The organism is Aminobacter sp. SR38, from assembly GCF_014843375.1.
GTDB lineage: Bacteria > Pseudomonadota > Alphaproteobacteria > Rhizobiales > Rhizobiaceae > Aminobacter > Aminobacter ciceronei.
In genome coordinates, this window is sequence record NZ_CP062112.1 from 1,024,763 (window position 1) to 1,048,694 (window position 23,932).

The window sequence follows — 23,932 nt, forward strand, 5'->3', positions numbered from 1 at the left end:
GGCGCAGTCGTCACCGATGATATTGTCTGACAATATCCAATGATCTGGCAGAATGTGGAGGACAAAATGTCGAAGCGGATCATCTTTACCGGCGGCAGCGGCAAGGCCGGCCGCCACGTCGTCCAGTACCTTGTCGACCAGGGGCATCAGGTTCTCAATCTCGACGCCAGGCCGCTCGACAATCCAAAGGTCCGGACGCTGATCACCGACATCACCGACAGCGGCCAGCTCTTCAACGCGCTGACCAGCTATATGGGGCTGCACGAGTTCGACCCGTCGCTGCGGCCGCAGCCGGTCGACGCCGTCGTGCATTTCGCCGCCATCCCCCGGATCATGCTCACACCTGACAACGAGCTGTTCCGCATCAACGCGCTCGGCACCTACAACGTCATCGAGGCGGCGGTGAAACTCGGCATCCGCAAGATCATCATCGCCTCGAGCGAGACGACCTATGGTCTTGTCTTCGCCAATGAGCCGCGAAACCCGAACTATTTTCCGCTCGATGAGGACTATGACGTCGACCCGATGGACAGTTATGCCCTCTCCAAGGTCGTCAATGAACAGACGGCACGGGCCTTTGCGCTGCGCAGCGGCTTCGACATCTATGCCTTGCGGATCGGCAACGTCATCGAACCGCACGAATACGAGCTGTTTCCGAAATGGTTTGCCGATCCGGGTTTCCGCAAGCGCATCGCCTGGAGCTACATCGATGCGCGTGACCTCGGCCAGATCACCGACCTCGCGGTCAAGACCGACGGCCTGGGCTATCAGGTCTTCAACGCGGCCAATGACGACACCTCGTCCGACCTGCCGACACAAGAGCTGCTCGAGCGGTTCTATCCCGGCGTGCCGCTGAAGCATGAACTCGGCCAGTTCGAAACGCTGCTGTCCAATCGCAAGGCCAAGGAGGTCCTGGGTTTCCGCAGCCAGCACAGCTGGCGAAAATACGTCTCGCAAAACTGATTGGACGGCGCCGGGAAGCGACGCTTGACACTTGGGATGGCGCACCACTCTGTTGCGAAGGCGGCCCGAAATTCAAGCATCGGCCAAACGACAGCAGGAAGACGACACCGGGAAGACGACAACAGGAAGACCAGACACCAATGGCCTCGAAGCCGACAGACGCACTCATCGCCGACAAGCCGCTGGCGAGCCGCCGAACCGACGCCACGCGTATTTCGGGCGCAAGCGTCCACACGTCCCTTGCCAGCGAGATCGGCCTCAGGATCGTGCGCGGCGACTACCCGCCGGGAACGATCCTGCCCAACGAGGCCAAGTGGACCGAAATCTTCGATGTCAGTCGCTCCGCGGTGCGCGAGGCCATCAAGATGCTGATGGCCAAGAGCCTTTTGGCCTCCCGCCCCAAGATCGGCAGCTGGGTGGAGCCCAAGGAGCATTGGAACCTGCTCGACCGCGACGTCCTGAGCTGGTACGCCGCCTCGCCCGACCGCGAAGGCTTTCTCAGGACGGTGCAGGAGTTCCGCCACATCATCGAGCCGGAAGCGACGGCACTGGCCGCCGAGCGCCGGACCGAAGCGCAGATGGCGGAGATCAGCCAGGCCCTTCACGACATGGGCAATGCCGCTTCGCTGCAGCAGCGGACACAGGCCGACACACGCTTTCACGTGGCAATCCTGCGCGCCTCGGGCAACGACCTTCTGGTGCCGCTCGGTGTCCTGATCGAATCGGCCCTGAACCACCTGTTCGTTCACGTGACCCGCGAAGACAGCAGCCTGCTGCGCGCGCAGAAACTCCACGAGAACATCGAGAAGTGCATTCGGCTGCAGAAGCCGAATGCCGCGCGCAATGCGGTCCGCAAGCTTCTGGCGAATACCGATGAGATCATCGCTCGAAGAGCAAGATAGGGGCTGCAGTCACTTCGCTCTTTGGCGCCAAGATCCGCCATTGCCTGTTCCGGACCTTCGACCCGGCCGAACGCATCGACACCGGACTGCATGATCTCTGGTATCCAAAGAACGCCGGCTTCCGCGAATAACGCAGCGGGCTCAACCTCTATCATCTGAAGATGAACGACCCGGCCTGACGCAGCGCCCGGCGCGACCCGCACCGCCGCGACCAGGCCGTCGGTTACCTCGCCGACGAAACCGGCGTGCAGCTCGAGCCCATCCCGGCCGACCGTCCTTATCATCGGCCTCATGTCGACGATGGCGGCCTGTGGATGTTCGACCTCCGCGACAAGGCCGGCGCAGAAGGATGGCAGGGCTAGGCTTGTCCAGCTGAGATCACTCTGCCATTCAGGCCTGCGGCGGCCGGATGCCGCCGAAACAACCACATCACAAAGCGGCTTCTCATCGGCCGACGAGCTTCGGCGGCAATGCGCCCCGTTGCGGTCGTTCAGCTGCCCGCGATCGGATACTGAAACTTGTCTTTTCAAGTTCATGAGAGGACCGCGCAGGGCGCCAAAAGCGTCAGGGGTGGTGTCGTTTCTGCGCTGTTCGTGGTGCCGTATCAGAGACAACTCGACCATCCTCCAGCACAAGGATACGGTCTGCGCGTTCGAGTATCCGGCTGTCGTGGGTGACAAGGAGAGTGGTCGTGCCGCGGCTGCGGCCGAGGCGCTTGAGGAGATCCACGACTTCGGATGCACTGTCGGCGTCGAGCGCGGCGGTGGGCTCGTCAGCCAGCACGAGTGCCGGGTTGCCAACGAGTGCGCGGGCAACGGCCACGCGTTGCTTCTGTCCGCCCGAGAGGTTGGCGGGCAGATAGTTGATTCGATCGGACAGGCCCACGAGTTCGAGGACATGGACCGCTGCCTTGTGTGCGCGTTCATCCGAAACATCACCATGAACCTGAACGCCCATGATCACGTTCTGCAAGGCCGTCAGGCTCTCATGCAGATTGTGCGCTTGGAAAATGAAGCCGAGGCGCCGTCTCAGCGTCATCAGCGTGGTTTCACGGGCACCGTTCAGTTGCTCCCCGAGCAGGCGCACAGCTCCGTCCTGCACGCCGCGAAGACAACCGAGCAGGGTAAGCACCGTCGTCTTGCCGGAGCCGGATGGCCCCATGAGCACAGTGAAGCTTCCAGCTTCGATCGCGAAATTGAGATCGTAGAGCGCCTGCTTGCGGGCATCGCCTATGCCGAACCAGTGGTTAAGCCCACGGACTTCGATGACGTCGCGATCTGGCGTTTCCATGATCAGAAGAGGTCCGCCGGATCTGCGGCTGCGACGCGTCTGGTGGCGATCGCGCCCGACAGGGACGAAACTGCGATCGTGCCGACGAAGACAGAAGCCGCCATAACGAGCGTCATCGATAGCGGCAGCGTCGTCACCTTTGCCATAATGGTCAGAATTGTCGTGCCGACGATCAGGCCCGGGATGAAGCCGAAGACACCGAGGATCAACGCTTCCTCGAATACGATGCCCAGAAAGAACCGCGAGCCATATCCCATGGCCTTGAAGGTCGCGTATTCCCGCAAGTGGTCCGCCACATCGGTGGAGAGTACCTGATAGATGATGATCAGGCCAACCAGTATGCCGATAAAGACGCCGAACCCGAATATCACGCCGGTTGGACGTCGCGTCTGCTGGTACCGCAAATCCTCGGCCATCGCGTCTGCATAGCTGCGGATGCGCAGCGAGGAATCCGAGATCTGGCCGCGCAGCTGTTCCGACACTTCGTCCACTGACGTGCCGGGTCTCGTGCGCAGGAGGATGTGATCGGGCGCGGCCGAGCTTCGCGCGGGAAACAGCGACAGGAAGGTCTGGTCGGAGACCAGCATGTAGCCGTCGCCGCCGAACCCTCCACCGCCGGAAAACGTGTTGTAGGCCTTGATGGTGCGGCCGTCAGTCTCGAAGGAGAGCGGCGTCTGCGGCCGGATGGCGACAGCTTCGTCTCGCGTAATTCCGCGCGCGAGCCTGTCCAGGATCGCCGCGTCGTTCACCTGCAGCAGGTTCAGGTCGGCCGCAATCTTGGGCGAGATGAAGTCCTGCTTGAACGGATCTATCCCGAATGTGGTGAGGCTGATGTCCGTCTGTCCGCGGTCCCAGGGCACATTGGCGACAAAGAGGCCCATGCCTGCGATGACGTCCGGATTTGCCAGCGCCTGCAGCATCCACTGGCGGGCAACGTTCCCCCCGTCCGCGATCGCATTGGCGTCGGCCGCCGACATGATGATGTCGGCCCGAAAAAACTCATACGGTCTGAGCGTCGCAACGGCCATCGAGTTCATTATGCCGAGCTGGACGAAGACCAGTACGTTGGCGAAGGCGACACCCGCGATCGCAGCCGCGAAGCGGGCGCGATTATGGGTCAGCTGCAACCAGCCGATAGGGAGCCGCCCAAAGAGCCGTTGCAGCAGGCGGCTCATCGTGCGGCCCGTGTCGCCGCCGACGTGTCGATGCGGGCAATAGCCTCCAGGTTGGTATAGCCCGAAGCCAGCTTCGTCGACGAGGCGTCAAGAGCCACGAGGATGCGAATGACCCTCGCATCGGTGTTCGCGGCGGCATCGTCGGAGATGAGGCCCTGTCGGCCAACAGTCAGGCCGATGCTTTCCACCGTTCCCAGCAATGTCCGCCCCAGCGCGCTGGCGACCAGTTCCACCGGCTGGCCGGCTCGAACGCTGGCAATCCGGTCCTGATAGATCTCGACCTCCGCCATCATTTGGCTGGTGTCACCCATCTCCATGATCCCTTCCGTCGGTGGTCGCTGCCCCGGCGTCGCGTGAATATCGAGGATCGTTCCTGCAATAGGCGCGACAACGAGCGCCCGCTGCGTGTCGAGCTTCACCCGGGCAAGATCGGCCTCGGCGGCAGCAACGTTGCGGCCGGCGACAACCACGTCCGGCTGCTCGTCGGGGTGAACCGAGGAAAAACGGGCGAGCGTTGCCTCGGCACGCGTCACGCTGAGCGCGGCATCCTGGACGGCCGCGCGCGCCGTATCGAGCGTGGCGCCGGTCGCAACCCCGCTACCGGCAAGCTTCCCGGTGCGATCGAGATTGGCTTCGGCTTCACGCAGATTGGAGCGAGCCTGGTCGAGCGTCGCCTGCGCCTCGTCGCGGCTCGACAAGACGGTGCTGCGGGTCTGAAGCAGTGCAGCCTGACGTACCGCCAGATTTGCCTCAGCGAGAAGAACGGCGCTTTCGAGTGCGTCGCGGTTGTCCAGGCGCGCCAGTGGCGTGCCGCGGTCGACCCAATCGCCGACACCGACGAGCAGTTCGGAAAGCCTGGCATCTCCGGCCCCGTAAGGCGCTGCAACGATCGAGACGTCACCGCGCGGTATCACGCGGGCGAGCCCCACGACGTCGGACGGCAGCATCGTTTCGGCCAACTGCGCCGGCAACTCGATATTGGGAGGCAGCGCGATTGGCGAGGCTGATCCCGCACCCGGCGTCAGCCCGGTAATCTCATAGAATTTCTGGAGGGGTACGGGCTGGAAGTACATACCCAGGACGCCGCCCAAGAACATGAAGACCGGTATCAGCAGGACGAGCAAATATCGTTTGTGGAACCACCGGCCGCTGCGACGCGGCATGCCATCCGCAAGCTTTAGATCCATGGGCAGATCGCTGCCCGGCGTTGCTGACATATCCCTTCCTTTTTCTGCGTCCGGCGAGTGGCCGACGCTTTGTCCAGTTTGCGTGCGAGACGGCGCGCAGGCACCACAATCCGACGCCAGCCTATCACCTGGCCTGCGGATCCGAATTGACGCAGAGCAAGCGCACGAAAACGCGGAAACGAACGATTTTTGAGAAGGCAGACGATCCCGACCGCCGCGACCAGGCCATCGGCTATGATTACCTGGCCGATGAAACCGGCGTGCAGCTCGAGCCCCCGGCCGACCGTCCTTATCATCCGCCTCATGTCGACGATGGTGGGCTGTGGATGTTCGACCTCGGCCGCAAGGCCGGCGCGGAAGGACGGCAGGGCTAGGCTTGTCCAGCTGAGATCACTCTGCCATTCAGGCCTGCGGCGGCCGGGTGCCGCCGAAACAACCACATCACAAAGCGGCCCGGCCCGACACGCCTTCGCGGTCATGCGCCTCGAACAGGACGTTCAGGCAAACTTGCCTTCGCGCGAAAGCGACGGCTGAGACCTGTGAATGCTCGCGCCCTCGGATCCTTTAAATCTGGTCCCTGGAGCAGACATCGGATGCGACGTTCCAGGCGGCCGACCGGCGGCGCCCGGATGCCACCAGCCTACGCCAGAAAATCGTCGAGGATCATCTCCGCAACCTTGACGAAGCGCGTCGCCGCACCGCCCGGCCCGGCGCTGCGCCAGTTGGTCCTGGCGCCTTCGACCAGAAGCGTCAACGCATCGACCAAAAGCTCGGCGTCGGCGGCACCCGCGGCTTCGCAGAGCTCGATCAGGCGCAGCCGGTACAGGTTGCGAAGCTCCTCGACGAACTGCCGCGCCGGGTGGTCGATCTCGACCAGCTGGGCTGCGGCATCGAGCAGCTCGCAATTGCAATGTTCGACGGTGACGAATTCGCCGGCACAGCGGACCCAGTCGCGCAATTGCGCCTTGGCATCCCCGGGATTGGCGGCCTTGATGCCCTCCCAGAAGGCGTCGGCCTCGGCGGCCGCCTCCTTGAGGCAGACGAACACCAGGTCGTCCTTCGAGCCGAAGTGGCGGTAGAGCGTCATCTTGTTGCTCTCGGCGGCCTCGGCGATGGCATCGACACCGATGCCCTTGATGCCATGCTTTCGGAACAGGTCGCGCGCAGCGTCGATGATCCGCTCTCTCGGGGGACATTTGACAGCAACTGTCATCAACGTTTCCTCGCTTCCAATCTTGTCGCTGGAACGCCCTTGACAATGTTACCGATCCGTAACATTTATCCTGTTACTAGATAGTAACATCCACCTTCTGAAGTCAATATCGGGTTGTTCAGGAGCAGCGCACGGTTCCGTGTGCTGCAACGGTTTTTCGTTGCCATCTCCCAGGGCAGCCATCGACCATCACGAGCCGCCTCGGAGAGAGCCATCATGGTCAATTTCTTCATCCTGCGGCCGATCTTCGCTTCGGCGATCGCCATCATCATGGTGCTGGCCGGCGCCATCTCCTACTTCCTTCTGCCGGTCTCGCAGTTTCCCGACATCACCCCGCCGCAGATCGTGGTTGCCGCCAACTATCCCGGCGCCAGCGCGCAGGTGGTCGCCGATACGGTGACGACGCCGCTGGAGCAGCAGCTGAACGGCGTGCCGGGCATGCTCTACATGTCCTCGACCAGTTCGAACGACGGCTCGGCGCGCATCACCATCTCGTTCCAGGTCGGTTATGACGTCGACATCGCCGCCATGGACGTGCAGAACCGCGTCTCGCAGGCGGCCCCCTCCCTGCCCGCTTTGGTCAACCAGACCGGCGTCACCGTCATCAAGCAGAACCCCAACTTCAACGTGCTGGTCAATCTCAGCTCGCCTGACAAGTCGGTCGATTTCACCACTTTGTCGAACTACGCCTATCTGCAGATCCTCGACCCGATCAAAAGGCTGCCCGGCGTCGGCGACGTCCAGTTCTTCGGCGAGCGTCGTTATTCGATGCGCGTCTGGCTCGACCCCGACAAGATGGCGAGCCTCGGCGTCACCGCCGTCGATGTCCAGAACGTCATCCAGGAGCAGAACATCCAGGTCGCGGCCGGCAAGATCGGCCAGTCGCCGGCGCCGTCGGGAACGCCGTTCGAGATGCAGGTCAGTGCCGTCGGCCGCCTCAGCGACCCCAAGCAGTTCGGCGAGATCATCCTGCGCGTCGACCCTGAAACCCACGCCGCCATCCATCTGCGCGACGTCGCGCGCATCGAACTCGGCGCGCTCTCCTACTCCTCGTCCTTCAGCCTCGACGGCGAGGACAGCGTCGTGCTCGCGGTGCTCCAGGCCCCGGGCTCCAACGCGCTCGATCTGCAGGGCAGCGTCAAGGCCAAGATGGACGAGCTGTCGAGCCGCTTCCCCGCCGGCATGTCCTACAACATGTTCTACGACACCACCCGCTTCGTCTCCGCCGCCATGGACGACGTGATCACGACGCTCGTCGAAGCCCTGCAGCTCGTCGTCTTCGTCGTCTTCATCTTCCTGCAGAGCTGGCGCGCCACCATCATCCCGATCATCGCCATTCCGGTGTCGCTGATCGCCACCTTGACGGTGATGTATCTGCTCGGCTTCTCGCTCAACATGCTGTCGCTGCTCGGCATGGTGCTGGCCATCGGCCTTGTCGTCGACGACGCCATCGTCGTCGTCGAAAACGTCGAACGCCAGCTCGAAGACGGCCATCCGCCGCTGGAGGCGGCGAAGATCGCGATGAAGGAGGTCACCGGCCCGATCATCGCAACGACCGGCGTGTTGCTCGCCGTCTTCGTGCCCGTCGCTTTCATTCCCGGCGTCGCCGGCCAGCTCTACAACCAGTTCGCGCTGACGGTGGCGATCTCCTTTGCCATCTCGGCCTTCAACTCGCTGACGCTCAGCCCGGCCTTGAGTGCCGTGTTCCTGCGCCATCGCGGCCCGCCGAAATTCGTCCTGTTCCGCTGGTTCAACGCCGGCTTCCGCTGGCTGTCCGACGCCTATGCCGGCAGCATCCGCAGCTTCGTCCGCTGGCGCTGGGCGTTCATCGGCCTGTTCGCGCTGGCGCTTGGCGCAACCTACGCCCTGTCGCAGCGCATTCCCTCGACCTTCCTGCCGGTCGAAGACCAGGGCTACTTCTTCGTCGTGCTGCAATTGCCCGACGGCGCCTCGGTGGAACGGACGGCTGCGGTGGCCAAGAAGTCGGAGGAAATTCTCCGCGCCCTGCCCGGCGTCGAATCCGTCGGCTCCGTCGTCGGCTTCTCCTTCCTCACCTTCGCCAACCAGTCCAATGCCGGCGTCCAGTTCGCCGTGCTCAAGCCGTGGGACGAGCGCGGCGCCGGCGAAAGTGCGACCGAGCTCAAGAACATCGCCCAGGGCAAGCTGATCCAGATTCCGGAAGCGCTGGTGCTCGCCTTCGACCCGCCCTCGATCCAGGGTCTGGGTGCCACCGGCGGCTTCGAGTTCCAGGTCGAGGACCTGACCGGCCGCGGCGCGGTCGCCCTCGACGAGGCGACGCAGGCCCTGCTTGCCGAAGCCCGCAAGCAGCCGGAGCTGAACCCGTTCACGCTGTTCACCACCTTCAGCACCTCGACGCCGCAATATTCCTACGACCTCGACCGCAACAAGGCCAAGCTGCTCGGCCTCGACCTGCCCGACATCTTCTCGACGCTGCAGATCTATCTCGGCTCGCTTTATGTCAACGATTTCAACCTGTTCGGTCGCACCTTCCGCGTCACGCTTCAGGCCGAACAGCAGGCGCGCGCCTCAGCCACCGACATTTCCCGGCTCTATGTCCGCAGCCATTCCGGCGACATGGTGCCGCTCAGCACGCTGGGCGCGCTGAAGGCGGTTTCGGGACCGGAAACGGTCACCCACTACAACAATTATCCCTCGGCGCTGGTCAATGGTGCGGCCGCCGAAGGCTACAGCTCGAGCCAGGCGGTCGCCGCCATGGAGCGTGTCGCGGCAACCGCCCTGCCGCGCGACTTCGCCTTCGAATGGACCGGCATCACCTATCAGGAGATCCGCGCCGGCTCGATCGCCAACCTGGTCTTCGGCCTCGCCATCGTCTTCTGCTTCCTGGTTCTGGCCATGCAGTATGAAAGCTGGTCGATGCCCTTCGTCGTGCTGCTCGCCGTGCCGCTCGCTTTGCTCGGCGCATTGCTGGCGATCTGGCTGCGCGGCCTGCAGATCGACGTCTATTCGCAGATCGGCTTCGTCATGCTGATCGGCCTCGCCGCCAAGAATGCGATCCTGATCGTCGAGTTTGCCAAGCGCCGGCGCGAGGAAGGTGTCGAGATCGTCGCTGCCGCCGTCGAAGCCGCGCGCCTCAGGCTGCGCCCGATCCTGATGACGGCCTTCGCCTTCATCCTCGGCGTCGTGCCGCTGATGCTGGCGTCGGGTGCGGGTGCGGCAAGCCGGCAGTCGATCGGCACCACCGTCTTCGGCGGCATGTTGATCGCCACCGTTTTGACGCTTGCCTTCGTCCCCATCTTCTACGTCGTCCTCGAAACCTGGCGTGAACGTTTCGCGCGCCGCTCGCAGCCCGCCCATGCGGTCGAGCCGGCCGAATAATCAGGAGTATTACGATGCGCATTTTCAAACTCGGCCTGAACGCCAGCCTCCTCGCTCTGGCTGTGGCCGGCGGCTACCTGCTTGCCCAGCAGGGCTGGAACGTCGGCAGCACCTCTGCCGGTGCCGCCCCTTCGGCCCAGGCGCCCCAGGCCATGCCGGTGCCGGTGGTCGGCGTCGTCAAGAAGACGATCCCCATCTATCTCGAATATGCCGCGCGCACCGAGGCCATCCGCAATGTGACCTTGCGCGCCAAGGCGTCGGGCTATCTGCAGGCACAGCCGGTATCGGATGGCGCCGACGTCAAGGCGGGCGACCTGCTCTACCGGATCGAGGCCTCGGACTATCAGGCAGCGCTCGATCAGGCCAAGGCGCAGATCGAACGCGACCAGGCATCGCTCGAATACCTCAACTCCAGTCTCAACCGCGGCAACAAGCTCGCCGACAACGGCTATCTCGCCAAGGACGGCTTCGACCAGCGCCGCAGTGCCGTGCGACAGGCAGAAGCGGCACTTGCCATCTCGCGCGCGGCCTTGCGGACCGCCGAGATCAATCTGAAGAACACCGAGATCCGCGCCCCCTTCGACGGTCGCCTCGGGCGCAACCAGGCACCCGAAGGCACGCTGGTCACCAGCTCCGCCGGCACGCCGCTCAACAATCTGGTCCAGCTCTCGCCTGTTTACATCACCTTCAACCCTGGCGAGACCGAGCTGGCCGAGATCCAGAAGGCCTTTGCCGACGGCACCGTCGACACCGAGGTCATCATCCCCGGCAGCGACGGCAAGCCGCGTCAGGGCAAGCTGACCTTCATCGACAATGCGGTGGAGCGCAACACCGGCACCATCGCCGCCCGCGCGACGATCGAAAACAGCGACTTCTCGCTGCTCCCAGGCCAATATGTCCGCATTCGCCTGCATATCAGGGAATTGCCCAACGCGCTGATGGTGCCGCAGACGGCCCTCGGCTCCAGCCAGTTCGGCAAATATGTCTATGTCGTCGGCAAGGACAACCTCGTCGAACAGCGCGTCGTCGCCCTCGGCCCCACCGATGGCGACCTGGTGACGCTGACGTCAGGCATCAAGGAAGGCGACAGGATCATCTCCGGCAATCTGCAGAAGATTTTTCCGGGTGCTGCGGTCCAGCCGCTCGATGGCGGCGGCGGGTGAGCGGGCTGCGGTTTGGCTGACGGGGTGCGGGAGATGCGGGAACCGCAGGGACGGGCGGCTTCGCGCACTGATCCCTGGCGTTCAGGCAAACTTTGTCTTCTGCAAGAAGCGGACATTCCGGCTGTTACCAGCGAGCGGTGGCGATGGCCCCCATAGCGGTCATTGAATACTTTTGCCGTCCCCAAAAACCTGCAGATCGCTGGCTTGCACGACGTCTATCCTTGTAAGGACAGACTTAACAAGCACTGATCAACGGCCACTTGAAAATTAAGCCCACTCGCAAGCTGATGGCTCATCCCAATCGTGCTCGACGTCATGCAGGTTCTGTTTCTCGCCGTTTCGTCACCAACGGATCGCCGAAGACAGTCAGCGCAAGGCAGTTTGCAGTAGAGTTTCCGAGGGCGCGTTCGACGGCCTTGTTCCCTTCGAAATTCGCGTCAGTCACAGTTGCTCCGACTGACCATGCTTCCATAAAGGCAGGTAGCCAGTAGGCCGGGACGCTCGCGTTGAGCGGCCAGGGCGATGCGATTACCACCGAACAGCCCTGATCGAGCAGTTCCTTTGCAAGCCCGGTTGTGGTGTCGGCCATGGGGTGCTTGTCGAAGCGGCCAGCGCTGCAAACAAACAAAATGACAACGCCTGCATTGCGTGCAGCGGTCGATAAGGCGTCTGGAGTAAGCCTCATATCGGCATCATCCGCGACAACCTGAAAGAAGCGGCCTTCCGGAATGATGCTTCCGTGCGCAGTGACGATTGCCAGTTCGGCACCCGACAAGCCCTCCGGAATGGCAAGTCCTGTGTCGAGTCCGATCGAATGATCGCGGAGTGTTCCGCTGAGCCTGTCCGCCAGCACTCCCAGAGTTTGAATAGCTTCCGGGTCATCCGCGATAGGAATCCATGCGAAAGGTGCACCAGTCCTCGCCGGCCGAGTCCTCGCCTCCCTGAGCCAAGACAGGGACGGTGCGGCGGCCACGGGGACCTGCAGCCCGAGGAATTCACCGGATGCCATGAGCAGGTTCGCAGGAAGCTGCTGCAGAGATACGTCGGCAACCAGAAGAGCCCGAGTCGTCGGCGCGGCGCCGATCCCAAGTCCGCGCATGCTGTTGTAGAATATGTTCGGGTCGTCTGAATCGAAGCCGTACCGGTATGGGTACTGTTCCCCCCAAGTGTCGAACGCTGCCTTGGAAAACACGTCCGCCGGCTCATGGATCGTCGCCGATAACTCGCCGCCTTCTGCGGTGACGCGCACCACGCGATTTGAGTCAGCAACTCCGAGCAGAATGACGCTGATGCCGGCGCGCGAGATCTCTTTTGCTATGTTTGCCGGCTCGTCGATGGAGGATGGGAGGCCAGAACCGCTGACGGATTGACGTTTGATCGCCTGGTCGGCGAGAAGCTCGATGGCGAACGCGGCAATTTTTGCATCCTCAACCGCCTCCCCAGAGTCGAGCAGTCGCCGGGCTGCCATTGCCACGGGACGAACATCATATGCCGCATCTTCCGAATGCCGCGCGGGTTCGAGTCGCTTCGCGAAAGACAACACATCCTTTGCCACGGGTCCCCCCGCAGAAAGAGTTCGGACCATCGAAGCGTTTGGCTCTCCGAGCGTGGCCAAAGCAACTTCCAGCCGTTCCCGAGTCTTCTCCGGCACAGTAATTCCGTTGACCTCCGCCATCCGGATCGCCTGCGCCAGCAAAATCGAGACGGGGGCGAGTTCATCACGACGGTCAATGACCGTCTGACAGTTAGCGACGAGAGCGGCCACAATCTCAGTCACGTCTTCCGGAGAGGGGATCGTCCTCATCAATTCGCGGAAGCGAAGGCCAAGCTCGATCGTGTCCAAGCGATGTCCCTGAGACTTCTCGACCCCCATGGTCCGAAAGAGTTCTTTCGCAGTAGGCAAAAGAGAGCGCGCGAAGGCCGTCATGTTCAGGTCGCGCAAGAGGCGGATAAGGCCATGCGTTTCATACCACACCTCTTCGGGACCGACTGGCGCCTCGCATGAAAGGGCGCACGCCATTCCAATCAGCGCTTCGGTCAAGTTGTGGAGGCGATGGTAGATGTCGGCAAAGCCGTACCATGCGATACGAGACCGCAGCGGCTCCCCGCCTGCGACCTGAAGACCATGTTCGGCAAGATCGCGAGCATGCTGGACTCGTCCAGCAGTCACATACGCGCCGCCAACCAGCCTTATCAGCACGAGGTCAATGTTCGGCGTGCTCGTGTGCGGTGCGGTTGCCACGGCGATCGCCAGAAGCTTTTGGATGTAGTCGATATCTGAACCATCGCGCAGACCTTGGCTTACGCGCTCGATCAATCCTGAAAGCCCAAGCATGAGCGCATCCGCCTGACCGTTGAGAAGGGGTCCGGGCAGCGTCGTTCGACCTAACACAACGACCCCTTGGTCAGCCAGCCATTGCAGCGCTGATTTCAGAAAGGGCATAAGGCTTTCTTCGTAGTCCGCCTGCCCCCTTGCCCGCAGCCCCGTCGAGTTGCTCGTCGGCGCGGGAGCGGCTTGCACCAGCTTCAAGGTTGCGGCCGCGATCATCGGCAGGCCGTAGGTTCCCGTCACCTTTACCGAAAGAAGCTTTGCGAGCGCCTGCCGCGTTTCGCCGTCAGCGGGACTACTTGCAAGGTAGCCCAGTAGGGCATTGACGGGTAGATCAAGGTCCGCCGGATCGATACCCAGCCCGCCATGTTGGTCACGGCGGATCAGCAACTGTTCGACGGCATGCAGAAGCGCCCACGCGGATCGCTGGGCGTGTTCTCCTGTCAGCTCGAGCGCCATGGCGAGAGCGAGTGCTTCGGAAAACAGGCCGCGCGCATCCGCATCCCGGATGCAGGCGAGTCGCGCCTGGACGAGCCGGCCCGGCCAACGATCCGCGACCTCGGCCAGCACAGCTTCATAGCCGTGCTTGTCCGCACCAGCCAAAGCAGCAGCGAGCTGCAGATGATAAGCAGCAGCCTCTGGATCGATGCCGGGCGGCGGAGCTGCCAACATTGCGGTCACGCCCGCGTAGTCGCGCGCCTGCAATAGCAATTGGAGGCGATGCCTCTGAAGGTAGTGCGACCCCGGAAACATGCGTTCCAGCATCGCAACACTTTCTAATTCAAGCTCTTTCTTGCCGAGATCGTAAGCGAGGGTCACAGCGGCTTCGAGCATATCTTCCGAAGCCAGGTCGCCGATAGCCGTGTTCAGCAACTCGACGGCAAGGTCATGCGCGCCAGCTTCGACGGCGATCATGGCGAGCTTTACGCGGCCCTCGGGGCTGGGATCTGCTCCCGAACGCAAATCCTCCCGAATCAGGGCGACAGCCTGCGGCGCGAGCCCCGCCCGGTGAAGCATCTGGATTTTCAATCCGGTCTTATGGTGCCTGAAGCCGTCGGGCAACACGTCGATGGCCGCAAGCACGGAACCAATCCGGCCAGCCTCGATGTCTGCAAACCACCGCTCTCCGTTCTCTACCAGAACGCCGTCGATATCTTGGTCGTTTTCAGCAGTCAGCAGACCGCAGTTTTCGACGGACAAAAGAAGGTCTGTGTTGGCTTTGCGGTGCGGACGCCACTTACCCGTATGAAGCGCCACATAAAGCTCGTTCTGGCCAGCGGCGGCTATCGCCTTTGCCGCGAGGCTGTGAAAGTGGGGGACCCACAAATCCTCCTCCAGCCCCAGCCGACCCGGCTTGGCATCGGGAAGTTCGAGCGCTTCATCGCGGTACTTGGCTCCGGCACAAAGTATTAGGACCGAGTTTCGCCTTGCCCTCTCGACAATCTCCGTGACGGCATCGACCTGCAGGTTGGCGGCGTGAGCAATCCCCAGGCGCCTTGCCAAGACCTGCCGTTCCTGCACGTCGAGCGGCCTGCCGCGATGTACGGCAACGGCGTTGGCGAATGCTGTCCTTACGTCCTCCACAGTGTGTTCGGAATCCGGTGGAAGCACCACCACGAACTCCGAGATCGGGTTACGGCCATTCACGTCTTCAACCATGGACAGGATGAAGACCATGTTCGCCACGTGCTCCAAAAGGCCGAAGGGCCCGCAGCTGAAAATGTCGCCTCCGCCAAAACCGAACGGGGAATCTTGGAAGAAGTTCGCCATACCGTCGAGGTCAAAGCCGAATCGAGGTGTGCCTTCGCCGTTCATTGTGGCGTCCGTGTTATGAGCATCTAATGTTGAGATCGAATCTCACAGCCGGGGCCAAACACCACAGGTGTAATGGTGCGCAGCCGAGTCCAACCCATCATTTATTGTGGCAGCCTCTAGGCAGCAAGCAGACAAACAACACCGGATGGAGAAATTGGCGCAGGTATCTCACAGAGTGGAATTCCGCCAAAAGAGCGGGCACCGATTTAGTTCTTACATTTGACAGACTTGAACGATCCTCTCGCGCTCCTCCTTCTTTTTCAAAGAGGGTAAAATTTGGCCGCCTCTTCATCAAACACATTAATCCTCATGGGAAATTGATAGATTAATAAGCCGGGTAATTTTAATGATTGCCGATCAGCCATAAACTGTAGAATTTTGGAACATAATTTTGTTTTCTCTTCAGCCTCCAGTCGACATTGCCCGGCGCCTCGCTTCGATCGATGGCGAGTCCCTTCGGCTCATTTTGGCAGGTATCCTGCTTGAGCCGGCCTATCTCGCTAACCATGCTCGAATCCTTACCCTGTTGCACTGGACACTGGTGCTTGCGAATGGTCGGCGACCGCCGGTCAAAAACGACCTAACGGGCCTCTTTGCAGCGATGTTGCATCACCCCGCTGCCTTGAGCGAAGATCCACCGGAAGACGCATTCGTGGACATCGTCTGGACGCCGCAGTCGGGTTTCCGGATATTTCCCGGTATTTACACTGGAGCGGGCTTCCACCTGCAACGCCTGCTAGACACTGCCCAACAGGCAGAGGACAACGTCGCAGACGCCACGGGTTTACGCGATGTAATGGCGCTACTTCGCCTCAGTGAGACCATTGCGTCTCGGTGTGGTCTGGCGGCCGGCGCGTTCGAAGAGAGCCAGCCGAGAGCTTCGCTCCGGCCAAATTCGCGGCACGCGCTCAAGCTTGGCGCGCTCACCTGTTTTCGCGCCGAAGAATTGAATGCGCTCGGTATCGAGCGCGAGCAGCTCAACAGATTTGTCCTTCAACCCACGCCTGATCTGCTCGAGAAGCCGTTTGGCGCTACGGATCTGGAACATTTTCCTCTATTAGAATGGGAAGATGGCGTACAGGTTCTAAGCCCGCCGAGCCTTATCGTCGCAGCCATTGCACACATGGTGTTGGCGCTGGGTCCATCGCTCGCGGAAAGCCTGTACCTGCGCGATTTGGCGCGCTGGCTTGGGGTGGACCTGTCGAGAGCGCATGCCAAACCGCTTCCGGGGCGGGACATTGCCATCGACGATCCGGGTTGGAGCGAGTCCATTGAGGATCGCGCATTGGCGTTGAAATTCGACCACGACAAGCATGCCCATTTACTCGTGCTGGAGGCAAAGTGGCCAAGATCGCGCGACAATGCCGTGCCACCACCGCTAGGTGGCGGCAGTCGGCTAGCATCCGCGCTTGCCCAGTTGGTTCGCAAGTTGCACGACGAAGTTGAGGAGAGCGAAGGTGCTGACGCCGGCCTAACCCTGGTCGTGCACAACTCGCCTGGATGGGGCCTTCAGATCGGCGATCTACCTAACGTTGGACCGAAGTGGTTCGTTGTCACGATGAGCGCCTACTCGTTCTCGATGCTCCTGCGCTCGCCCGGATTCGAACTCCTGAAACTCTGGAAAATGTTGGCCGAGATTCAGGAACTCAGGCACCGCGGCACAATAATCAGGTTGTGGCCCGACCCGCTCGTCTACTGGAGCGTCTGGGAATATTTCGGATTCACTTTTACCCCGGCGCTAGCCGACATGCGCGGTACCGCGCTGATGGGTGACACTACGTTGTTGGCGCCTTTGATTCGCCGGGTGCGGGATGCATGGTGCACTCATGGTGTCCCCACCCCTTGGGGCGAGCTGAGTGTTGTCGAACGATATCCTGACGACGATGATACCATGCCGGATCCGCAGTCGCCCATCTACAACGATCACATGGCCATCGCGGCCGGCACACTGGTCGGCGTGGTTGAAAACGAACACGGTCCTTGGTGGGTCTCCGTTGGCCGTCCACCTGCCGACATGGAAGACCGGCAGTTTCTTTTTCTTCTCTGGCAGGCTGTTCTGGAATGGTTGGCGCGCGCCGCCATGGAGGTGGGAGGGCGGCTCTCAGCGACCGCAAGGCCACTTCTCGTAACGCTGCTTCCGATACCGATCACAATCACCGACGGCCCGGACACTGCGCAGTTCTTCTATAGACCAGACGGCTCGGAGGTGAGGATCGCCCTGCCAGCTAATCTCATGGAGCGCATGGTCCGAGTGGACAACGCGGCTGAGGTTCAGGTCTTGGCGTGGATACTGGAGGGCATCCTGACGCTTCGGGGCGAGACGGCAAACGTCGACGCGCTAACGTGGGCGCGCGAGATCCTTGCAAACCCGGATCTCAAGATGATTCACATCACCCGCGACATTGATCAGGCCTTCGCCATCGACCTTACGGCGGACAAAACCCGCTACCGCCCGCTGCAAGAAACTGACCTCGCGAACGCAGGCCGCTGGATGGACGAGCGTCTTATTGCCCGCCACGACCTCACCCTCGTACCGCCCATGACGCCGATAGGGGATGCTGGACAGGTCAATACCATTCTCAACGCAGCCGTCGACGTCCACTGGGAGGCATGCCGCGACCGCCTTTCAAGCCTCGATCGACGCGAGACATTGCGCCTTGTCCTCGGACTGATCGAAGCGGCGCACAGGCATCGGGTCGACGACGAGCGAGGCGCGCGGGCACGGCGCGTCGCCTACTCGGATGATCCACAGCTTGGCGTCCGGCGCGCCAACCAGCGCGATCACGCCTTCCGAACCTATCGCGTGGTAGCCGAGATGGCGTTATGCGCCTGTCCGATGACCGGCGGAAGTCCGCCAGGGCTGTCGGACATCGACGCTATCGCGGCGCAGGTGGCGGCGCTGGTGCGCATGGCCGAGTTCAGCGATGCTGCGCAGCGCAAACTCATCAAGGGAGAGCTTACATTTCTACCGAACGGCTCCATCTTGCCGTACGACGGCGGCGCCGAGGCGTTCATGTCGCGATACCTCCAGGCGTGCCTCGAAGAGTCCGTTACCATTAACGAGGAGCGCTATTCGGACCTCTTCGGCACACCCCAAGACGACACGGAATGGGTCGCGCACCATCAAGATGATCTGCTGTCATCTGCGACAAACAAGGAAGGAGATTACGGCACCTTCGAACATGCGGTCCGAGAAGAGATCGGCCTGACCATTTCGACCATCGTGACAATCTCGTTTGCCCTGCAAAACATCGCCGCTAAGCGATTCTCTGAAGTTACTTGCGTACGACGGTCTGAGTTAACCGCGGCTACCGTCGCTATGACTGGGCACTTGGGGAAACCCGTCACCAGCGACGAGTTTGCTCGCTTTCTCGCCGCCTTCGGGCTATTTACGCGGCCTGCGTGGGACACGCCGCCTGAGGGCTTCGCGCCGAGCGACATATTCCCCTGGTTCTTCGAGCGCAGGCTATCGCTGATGACGCGTCCGCTCCTGGTACTGAGCGAGGAAGATGATCCTGAGATCATGTTCGGCGTTCGCCAGATCCGAATGGGAACCGAGTACGCTGTGCTGCTGCTGGAAATGGGGATCTGGGACAAAGCCAAACTGGGTAGCGCCGCAGCCAAGGCCTATATCGACGCAGAGGTCGCCCGTCGCGGCCGCGCGTTCGAAAGCAAGGTCGCGGCGATCTTCGCCGAAGGAGGTTGGACACCGCACGAATCGATTCCGATGACACGCTTCGGAGCGAGCAAGAAGCTCGGTGAGATTGACGTGCTGGCAGTCAGCGCCGACGGAACGGTTTGGGTTGTCGTCGAATGCAAGTGGTTCGGCGCCGCCCGCACCCCTCGCGAAGTGGCGGCGTGGATGCAAGACTTCCACGGTCGCGACGGCGATAAGCTTCACAAGCATCTTCAGCGTTGCGATTGGATTGAGGTCAACTCGGCCATGGTGGCCCAGCAGCTCCGCCTGAAGCCACCGCTGAAGATTTTGAGACGTCTAGTTACGACTCGCCCCGCCCCGCTCGCTTACGCGAACGAAGTCCCCGCTCAAGCGAACGTTCGGACCGAGCGCCAACTGCAGGCAGAATTTGGCAAGCTTCCAGCCGTCCGATGATGCGAGAGCGCACTACTCGTACAGTGCAGATGGAGGTGAACGGGAACCCCTCTCGGCGCCGCCCTAGTTTGTGCGTTCAGATCATTCTGTTCTCTCCTCCGATGCAATTCAGCATCCGCTCTAGCCTATCAGGTGCCTGATAGCAGTCCTGCCGCTTCCCGGCCCCAAAGCCGCCGGATCGACCTGGATGGCAAGCAGGACACAACAAGAACTAAAGCGTGTCTTGCGAGCGGATCAGCTCTCTGTCCCTCATCGTGTTCAAACGTGCCTGGGCGACAGCATGGCCTGCTCCACTGCCTTGCGCCACCTCATCAAGGCAGCTTCGATCTCCTTGGATACGCCGCTGCCGTTTGCGTAGGCGTTGCCCAGATGCTGCTGCGAGTCAGCGTCGCCCTGCTCTGCCGCCTTGAGCCACCATGAAACGGCGGAACTGCTGCGTTGCGACACCCGGTCACCATTCAGATAGGCAAAGCCCAGCTTCAGCTGGGCCAACGCTTGACCATGTTCGGCTGCCTTGTGCAGCCAGCCATGGCGATCTGGTGACGCTGACCACCGGTATCAAGGAAGGCGACAAGATCATCTCCGGCAACCTCCAGAAGATTTTTCCAGGGGCACCGGTTCAGCCGCTCGACGGCGGCGGCAGTTGATCTTTTTGCCTGACGCGGGTGCCGGAGCTGCGGCGGCAGCAACGGCGGACGGCTTGATGGCGGTCGTCGAGCCGCGACGCCGTGTATGCAGAAACCTTGAGTTCGACCGCCAGCCTGCCGGGACGCCGGGAGGCTGGCGTTGGGCTTGAGTCCCAACTGCTTCGAACGTCTAGGCCAAAACGGATCGCACCTTGATCGCGGCCAGGAGGGTTTTCGCTCTCTGAGCCTTCGGTTCAATCTCTCTTTTGAACGATCAGCGCTGACCGATAAGGCTCGTCCCATGCCGCGGTGCTTTTGCCAAATACAACGCATACCTTGGCCTCGTCGCGCTCCAGCATGTCCGCCGCAATTTGCTCCATGGATTTTCGGACGTCCAAACCGCCGTCGGGAGAGTAAACGAAGAAGGCAATTGTCGCTTTCCGGTCGAGCGGCGGAATAATCCGCATGATGCAATCATTGCCGGGTATGGTCCGCTTGTTCAGAACAGATTTGCGGAGCCGCTCCAGACCCGCCGTAACCTTTTTCTGCTCCTCGCCATCGACGGAATTCAGGAGGTGAATGCCTATGGTCGTCCAGCCTGGCGGCTTTCGAAGCGTCAGCCGATCAACGATATCGCGGAAGGTGCGATTCAGGTTGGACTTCGGGCGGGGAAGTTCCAACCCAACTTCTCGGCCTTGGTAGTAGCGATCGATTACGTCCGACAGGCCGCTAAGCGCAATGCGTTTCAACTGCTTTTGCGCCTGACCAAGATTGAACCCGTTTGCGAGATACAAACCCAGAAAATCGAGTTCATCCCCGAGAAGCTCGAACGCCTTCTGAAAATGAAATCGCTCTGCGAGGTAGTGCAAGAACTGCAGCTCGTTAATTAATATCTCGGCTATGCAGATTAGATCGGCGATTAGGATGGTAGGGGCAAGCTCGTGCCCCTCCGGTATCCATCCCACCTCTCTTAACTCGTCCTCTGACGAGCTCATGATCGAAAAATCATCAAGCGTCACCGACAAGCGAATGATGTTGTCGATCTGTCCCGCATCGAGTCCCAGCGGAGCGATAATCGCTTTGCTTACCGTGTCACCGGCTCGGGCATTAACTACCAACGACTGAAGCCGTTCCGATTGCACTGACGGATCAACAACAAGATCGACCAGGTGTTTCCTCAAGCGATCGGGAGCACCACGAAGCGCTTGCGGGGAAACTCGGTGCGACTTGGCTTCCACGATGATCAATGTCCGATCGACGACGCCGAAAACATCCGTCTCGTACTGGACGCCGTCGACTGACCATTTCTTGTTCTTCTCGATACGGGCCGTTGGCAGTACCGCTTTCAGCACCTCCTCCGTCTTGTTCTCAAGATAGGTGGCGCGGCGCTCGCTGAGCGCATTGTCCAGTTTGGCGCTCTCTGCCAGTCCCCGCATGATGTTGTTGATATGGCTGAAGACCGCCTGAGGCAGCGGAATAAAGTAACCTTCCATCAGCTTGATAGCGGGCCGCGTCCAAACCGGATTGGAGAGAAAGAGGTGTTCAACATTTGCACTGACCAGAGCACCTGGCTCCAGGGCGATCGCGTCCAGAACCTTCTCGACGGTGCTTTCTGGTTTGTTGGTAAGGGTTGCCAACTCGTTTGGCGTGAACGTCATCAGATCCACATGGCGGAGGTCCGCGTGGGACATCAGGAAACCCTTCACGCCCTGGAGCGATGTGCCGGTGGGTATGGACTTGATAAATTCACCGGGCGAACCCTGCATGTTGGGCATATGCTCGAAATATAGATTCACAATCTGGGGAATGGTTTTGCCCCGCAGAAATTTTCGCATAGTCTCGAAGTGAAGGCGGGCGCGCCTCTCAAATTCAGACACTAGCGCTTCCGCCACATCGATGAAGTCGGTCGCTGAAAAGCCCAGCGCCTCACTGAACTTGCCATCAAGCGGGCAATATAGTTCGCGGCAAATTTTGATGACTTCGAGATAGTAGCCCCAATTCCGTACCGCTTGGGTATGAAGTCGGATTTTCTCCTGTAGCGACAAGACCGCTTTCTTTTGAGCGTCGGTTTCGTCCGCCTGTCTGACGATCCGAATTCTCAAAAACGTGTCGGAAATCTCCGGGACCGTGTCGAACACGGTTTGCATTTTCTCGCCCGTGCTAGGCGCTCCACCCCATTTTTCGAAAGGCACCATAAGAGCCAGCGCCTGCAACAACTCAACATGGAATTGTAGTATGCCCCCGGCCATGGGCTTTTGATGGCCCTGATCGTCGATCGAGCCCTGGCAACCGTAAAAGGCAAACGTACTCAGGAGGTTGGGCGGATAGGTTGATTGAAATAGGTCGGAGATACGACCCAAGAGCTTTGGAAACTCGTCAATCCCTTTCCGGGCGGCATCCATCATCGCCGCCTTGAACTCCGCATGATTGTCGCCGCCAATCTCTATCTGCCTGAAAACGATTTTGTGCGGTTCGCTGGATTTGACCGGCTGGCCCCTCTTTCTTCGCTTTCTCGATACGGGCATGACGACTTCGCCTAAGTTATTGTTGCGGGCAGTTTATAGGCATCCGAAAGCCTGTTGATAGGGCGGTGTGGCGAACATCACACAGCAACATGCGCTACTTTCTATGTGCTTCCCACTGGGCCACGCCTTGGCAATCTCACCTTTATGAACAGATGTTGTCGAACTGCTTACGGCACATTCCCCGACCACTCCAAGGTTCACATCGTCAGCTCCCGCCTTCTTACCGGAGGTGGCTGAAAGCCGCCGCACCGCAACCGCCCCCGAGACGGACCATATGGTGCAGTCCTTGCGTCGGCAAACAGACCGCGTCGGCGACGCCGGGCATGCATTGACTCGGCCGACGCGCGATAAGACCGTGCGATCCAAGGGTTAGGATGTCTTTGTGTCGCAAGTTCCGATTCGCTCGATCTGGGTGTTCCACCTGGTGGCCCGCAGCCGCAGCATCACGCGTGCGGCAGGCGAACTGGGCGTCACGCCGTCGGCCGTCAGCCAGCAGATCCAGTCTTTGGAAACGCAGCTCGGCGTGTCGCTGCTGGCCAAGGTCGGGCGCGGGGTCGTTTTGACCGAGGCCGGGGAACGCTTCTTCGAGTCCATCGACGAAAGTGCCGAACTGATCACCGAAGCGACCAACGCCATCCGCGGCTACCGCTCGGTGACGACACTGACGGTGCGGGCGACACCCACGCTGTCCAACAAATGGCTGCTGCCGCGCCTCGAGCAGTTCCTGGCCGCCAACCCGGATCTCGAGGTGCGGCTGGATGGAACCAACGAACCGACCGATTTCAACCGCGAGGCTGTCGATGTCGAGATCCGCCATGGCGACGGCAAATGGCCCGGCCTGTTCGTCGAGGGACTGACCGAGGAGAGCTTCATTCCGGTCTGTTCGCCTGGACTGGCCGGGCCCGGCAGCCTCGAGGCTGGAGATATCCTGGGATATCGCCTGATCCACTCGGTCAAATCGCAGGCGCAATGGCCGCGCTGGCTGGCGCTTGCCGGCGTCGAGCCCAGGGAACGCTGGCGCCGGGTGCTGTTCGATCGCAGTCACATGGCAATCGACGCTGCCGCCGGCGGCATGGGCATCGCCCTCGAAAGCACGCTGATGATGCAGCGCGAGCTTGCCGCTGGCGCCGTCGTCTGCCCGGTCAAGACCCCGCCCGAGATCCGCATCGTGACACAATGGATCGTCTGCCCGCGCGACCACCTGCGCCACAAGAAGGTCAGGACGTTTCTCGACTGGCTGCGCGCGGAGCGCAGCGCCGGAGCCACAGCCTGAACC

The 23,932-nt window shown here is 61.2% G+C and carries 14 protein-coding genes; 7 read left to right on the plus strand and 7 right to left on the minus strand.

Annotated elements, in window-relative coordinates:
- Positions 1 to 66 precede the first annotated feature (66 nt).
- Both IG197_RS05065 and IG197_RS05070 read left to right on the plus strand, forming a co-directional pair.
- Positions 67 to 963, plus strand: a complete 897-nt coding sequence (locus IG197_RS05065; protein ID WP_192317374.1) for an NAD(P)-dependent oxidoreductase — start codon at positions 67 to 69, stop codon at positions 961 to 963.
- A gap of 140 nt (positions 964 to 1,103) precedes the next feature.
- The gene (locus IG197_RS05070) at positions 1,104 to 1,865 is read left to right on the plus strand and encodes a FadR/GntR family transcriptional regulator (RefSeq protein WP_192317376.1); all 762 of its coding nucleotides are present in this window, start codon (positions 1,104 to 1,106) and stop codon (positions 1,863 to 1,865) included.
- Between the two features lie 564 nt (positions 1,866 to 2,429).
- On the opposite strand, the gene IG197_RS05075 is transcribed toward IG197_RS05070, so the two are convergent.
- The 3 genes from IG197_RS05075 to IG197_RS05085 are packed head-to-tail and all read right to left on the minus strand — an operon-like array spanning position 2,430 to position 5,547.
- On the minus strand, positions 2,430 to 3,155 hold the full coding sequence (locus IG197_RS05075; protein WP_192317378.1) for an ATP-binding cassette domain-containing protein: 726 nt from the start codon (positions 3,153 to 3,155) through the stop codon (positions 2,430 to 2,432).
- 2 nt (positions 3,156 to 3,157) lie between these two features.
- Positions 3,158 to 4,330 carry an FtsX-like permease family protein gene (locus tag IG197_RS05080; protein WP_192317380.1) on the minus strand — a complete coding sequence of 391 codons (1,173 nt, stop codon included), beginning with the start codon at positions 4,328 to 4,330 and terminating at the stop codon, positions 3,158 to 3,160.
- Positions 4,327 to 5,547, minus strand: coding sequence for an HlyD family efflux transporter periplasmic adaptor subunit (locus IG197_RS05085; protein WP_192317382.1), 1,221 nt, complete (start codon positions 5,545 to 5,547; stop codon positions 4,327 to 4,329). Before IG197_RS05085 ends, IG197_RS05080 begins: the two co-directional genes overlap by 4 nt.
- A gap of 116 nt (positions 5,548 to 5,663) precedes the next feature.
- On the opposite strand from IG197_RS05085, the gene IG197_RS05090 reads away from it, so the two are divergent.
- The gene (locus tag IG197_RS05090; RefSeq protein ID WP_192317384.1) at positions 5,664 to 5,891 is read left to right on the plus strand and encodes a hypothetical protein; all 228 of its coding nucleotides are present in this window, start codon (positions 5,664 to 5,666) and stop codon (positions 5,889 to 5,891) included.
- 266 nt (positions 5,892 to 6,157) lie between these two features.
- Here the strand turns inward: IG197_RS05090 and IG197_RS05095 are convergent, their stop codons facing one another.
- Positions 6,158 to 6,730, minus strand: a complete 573-nt coding sequence (locus IG197_RS05095) for a TetR/AcrR family transcriptional regulator (protein WP_192317386.1) — start codon at positions 6,728 to 6,730, stop codon at positions 6,158 to 6,160.
- Between the two features lie 216 nt (positions 6,731 to 6,946).
- Here IG197_RS05095 and IG197_RS05100 point away from each other — a divergent pair, with 216 nt between their 5' ends.
- Positions 6,947 to 10,087 (plus strand): efflux RND transporter permease subunit, encoded by a 3,141-nt coding sequence (locus IG197_RS05100; RefSeq protein ID WP_192317388.1) that lies wholly within the window; start codon positions 6,947 to 6,949, stop codon positions 10,085 to 10,087.
- Positions 10,088 to 10,101: 14 nt separating this feature from the next.
- The gene (locus IG197_RS05105) at positions 10,102 to 11,250 is read left to right on the plus strand and encodes an efflux RND transporter periplasmic adaptor subunit (RefSeq protein ID WP_192317390.1); all 1,149 of its coding nucleotides are present in this window, start codon (positions 10,102 to 10,104) and stop codon (positions 11,248 to 11,250) included.
- A gap of 313 nt (positions 11,251 to 11,563) precedes the next feature.
- Here the strand turns inward: IG197_RS05105 and IG197_RS05110 are convergent, their stop codons facing one another.
- Entirely contained in the window at positions 11,564 to 15,394 is a 3,831-nt protein-coding gene (locus IG197_RS05110; protein ID WP_192317392.1) for a hypothetical protein, read from the minus strand.
- 391 nt (positions 15,395 to 15,785) lie between these two features.
- Here IG197_RS05110 and IG197_RS05115 point away from each other — a divergent pair, with 391 nt between their 5' ends.
- Positions 15,786 to 19,505 (plus strand): hypothetical protein, encoded by a 3,720-nt coding sequence (locus IG197_RS05115; protein ID WP_192317394.1) that lies wholly within the window; start codon positions 15,786 to 15,788, stop codon positions 19,503 to 19,505.
- A gap of 258 nt (positions 19,506 to 19,763) precedes the next feature.
- Here the strand turns inward: IG197_RS05115 and IG197_RS05120 are convergent, their stop codons facing one another.
- Both IG197_RS05120 and IG197_RS05125 read right to left on the minus strand, forming a co-directional pair.
- Complete coding sequence (locus IG197_RS05120) at positions 19,764 to 19,997, minus strand: tetratricopeptide repeat protein (protein WP_192317396.1); 234 nt, start codon at positions 19,995 to 19,997, stop codon at positions 19,764 to 19,766.
- A 388-nt stretch (positions 19,998 to 20,385) separates the two neighbouring features.
- Complete coding sequence (locus IG197_RS05125) at positions 20,386 to 22,656, minus strand: hypothetical protein (RefSeq protein WP_192317398.1); 2,271 nt, start codon at positions 22,654 to 22,656, stop codon at positions 20,386 to 20,388.
- A 382-nt stretch (positions 22,657 to 23,038) separates the two neighbouring features.
- Between IG197_RS05125 and IG197_RS05130 the strand changes: the two genes are divergently transcribed.
- On the plus strand, positions 23,039 to 23,929 hold the full coding sequence (locus IG197_RS05130) for a LysR substrate-binding domain-containing protein (RefSeq protein ID WP_192317400.1): 891 nt from the start codon (positions 23,039 to 23,041) through the stop codon (positions 23,927 to 23,929).
- Positions 23,930 to 23,932: the final 3 nt, after the last annotated feature.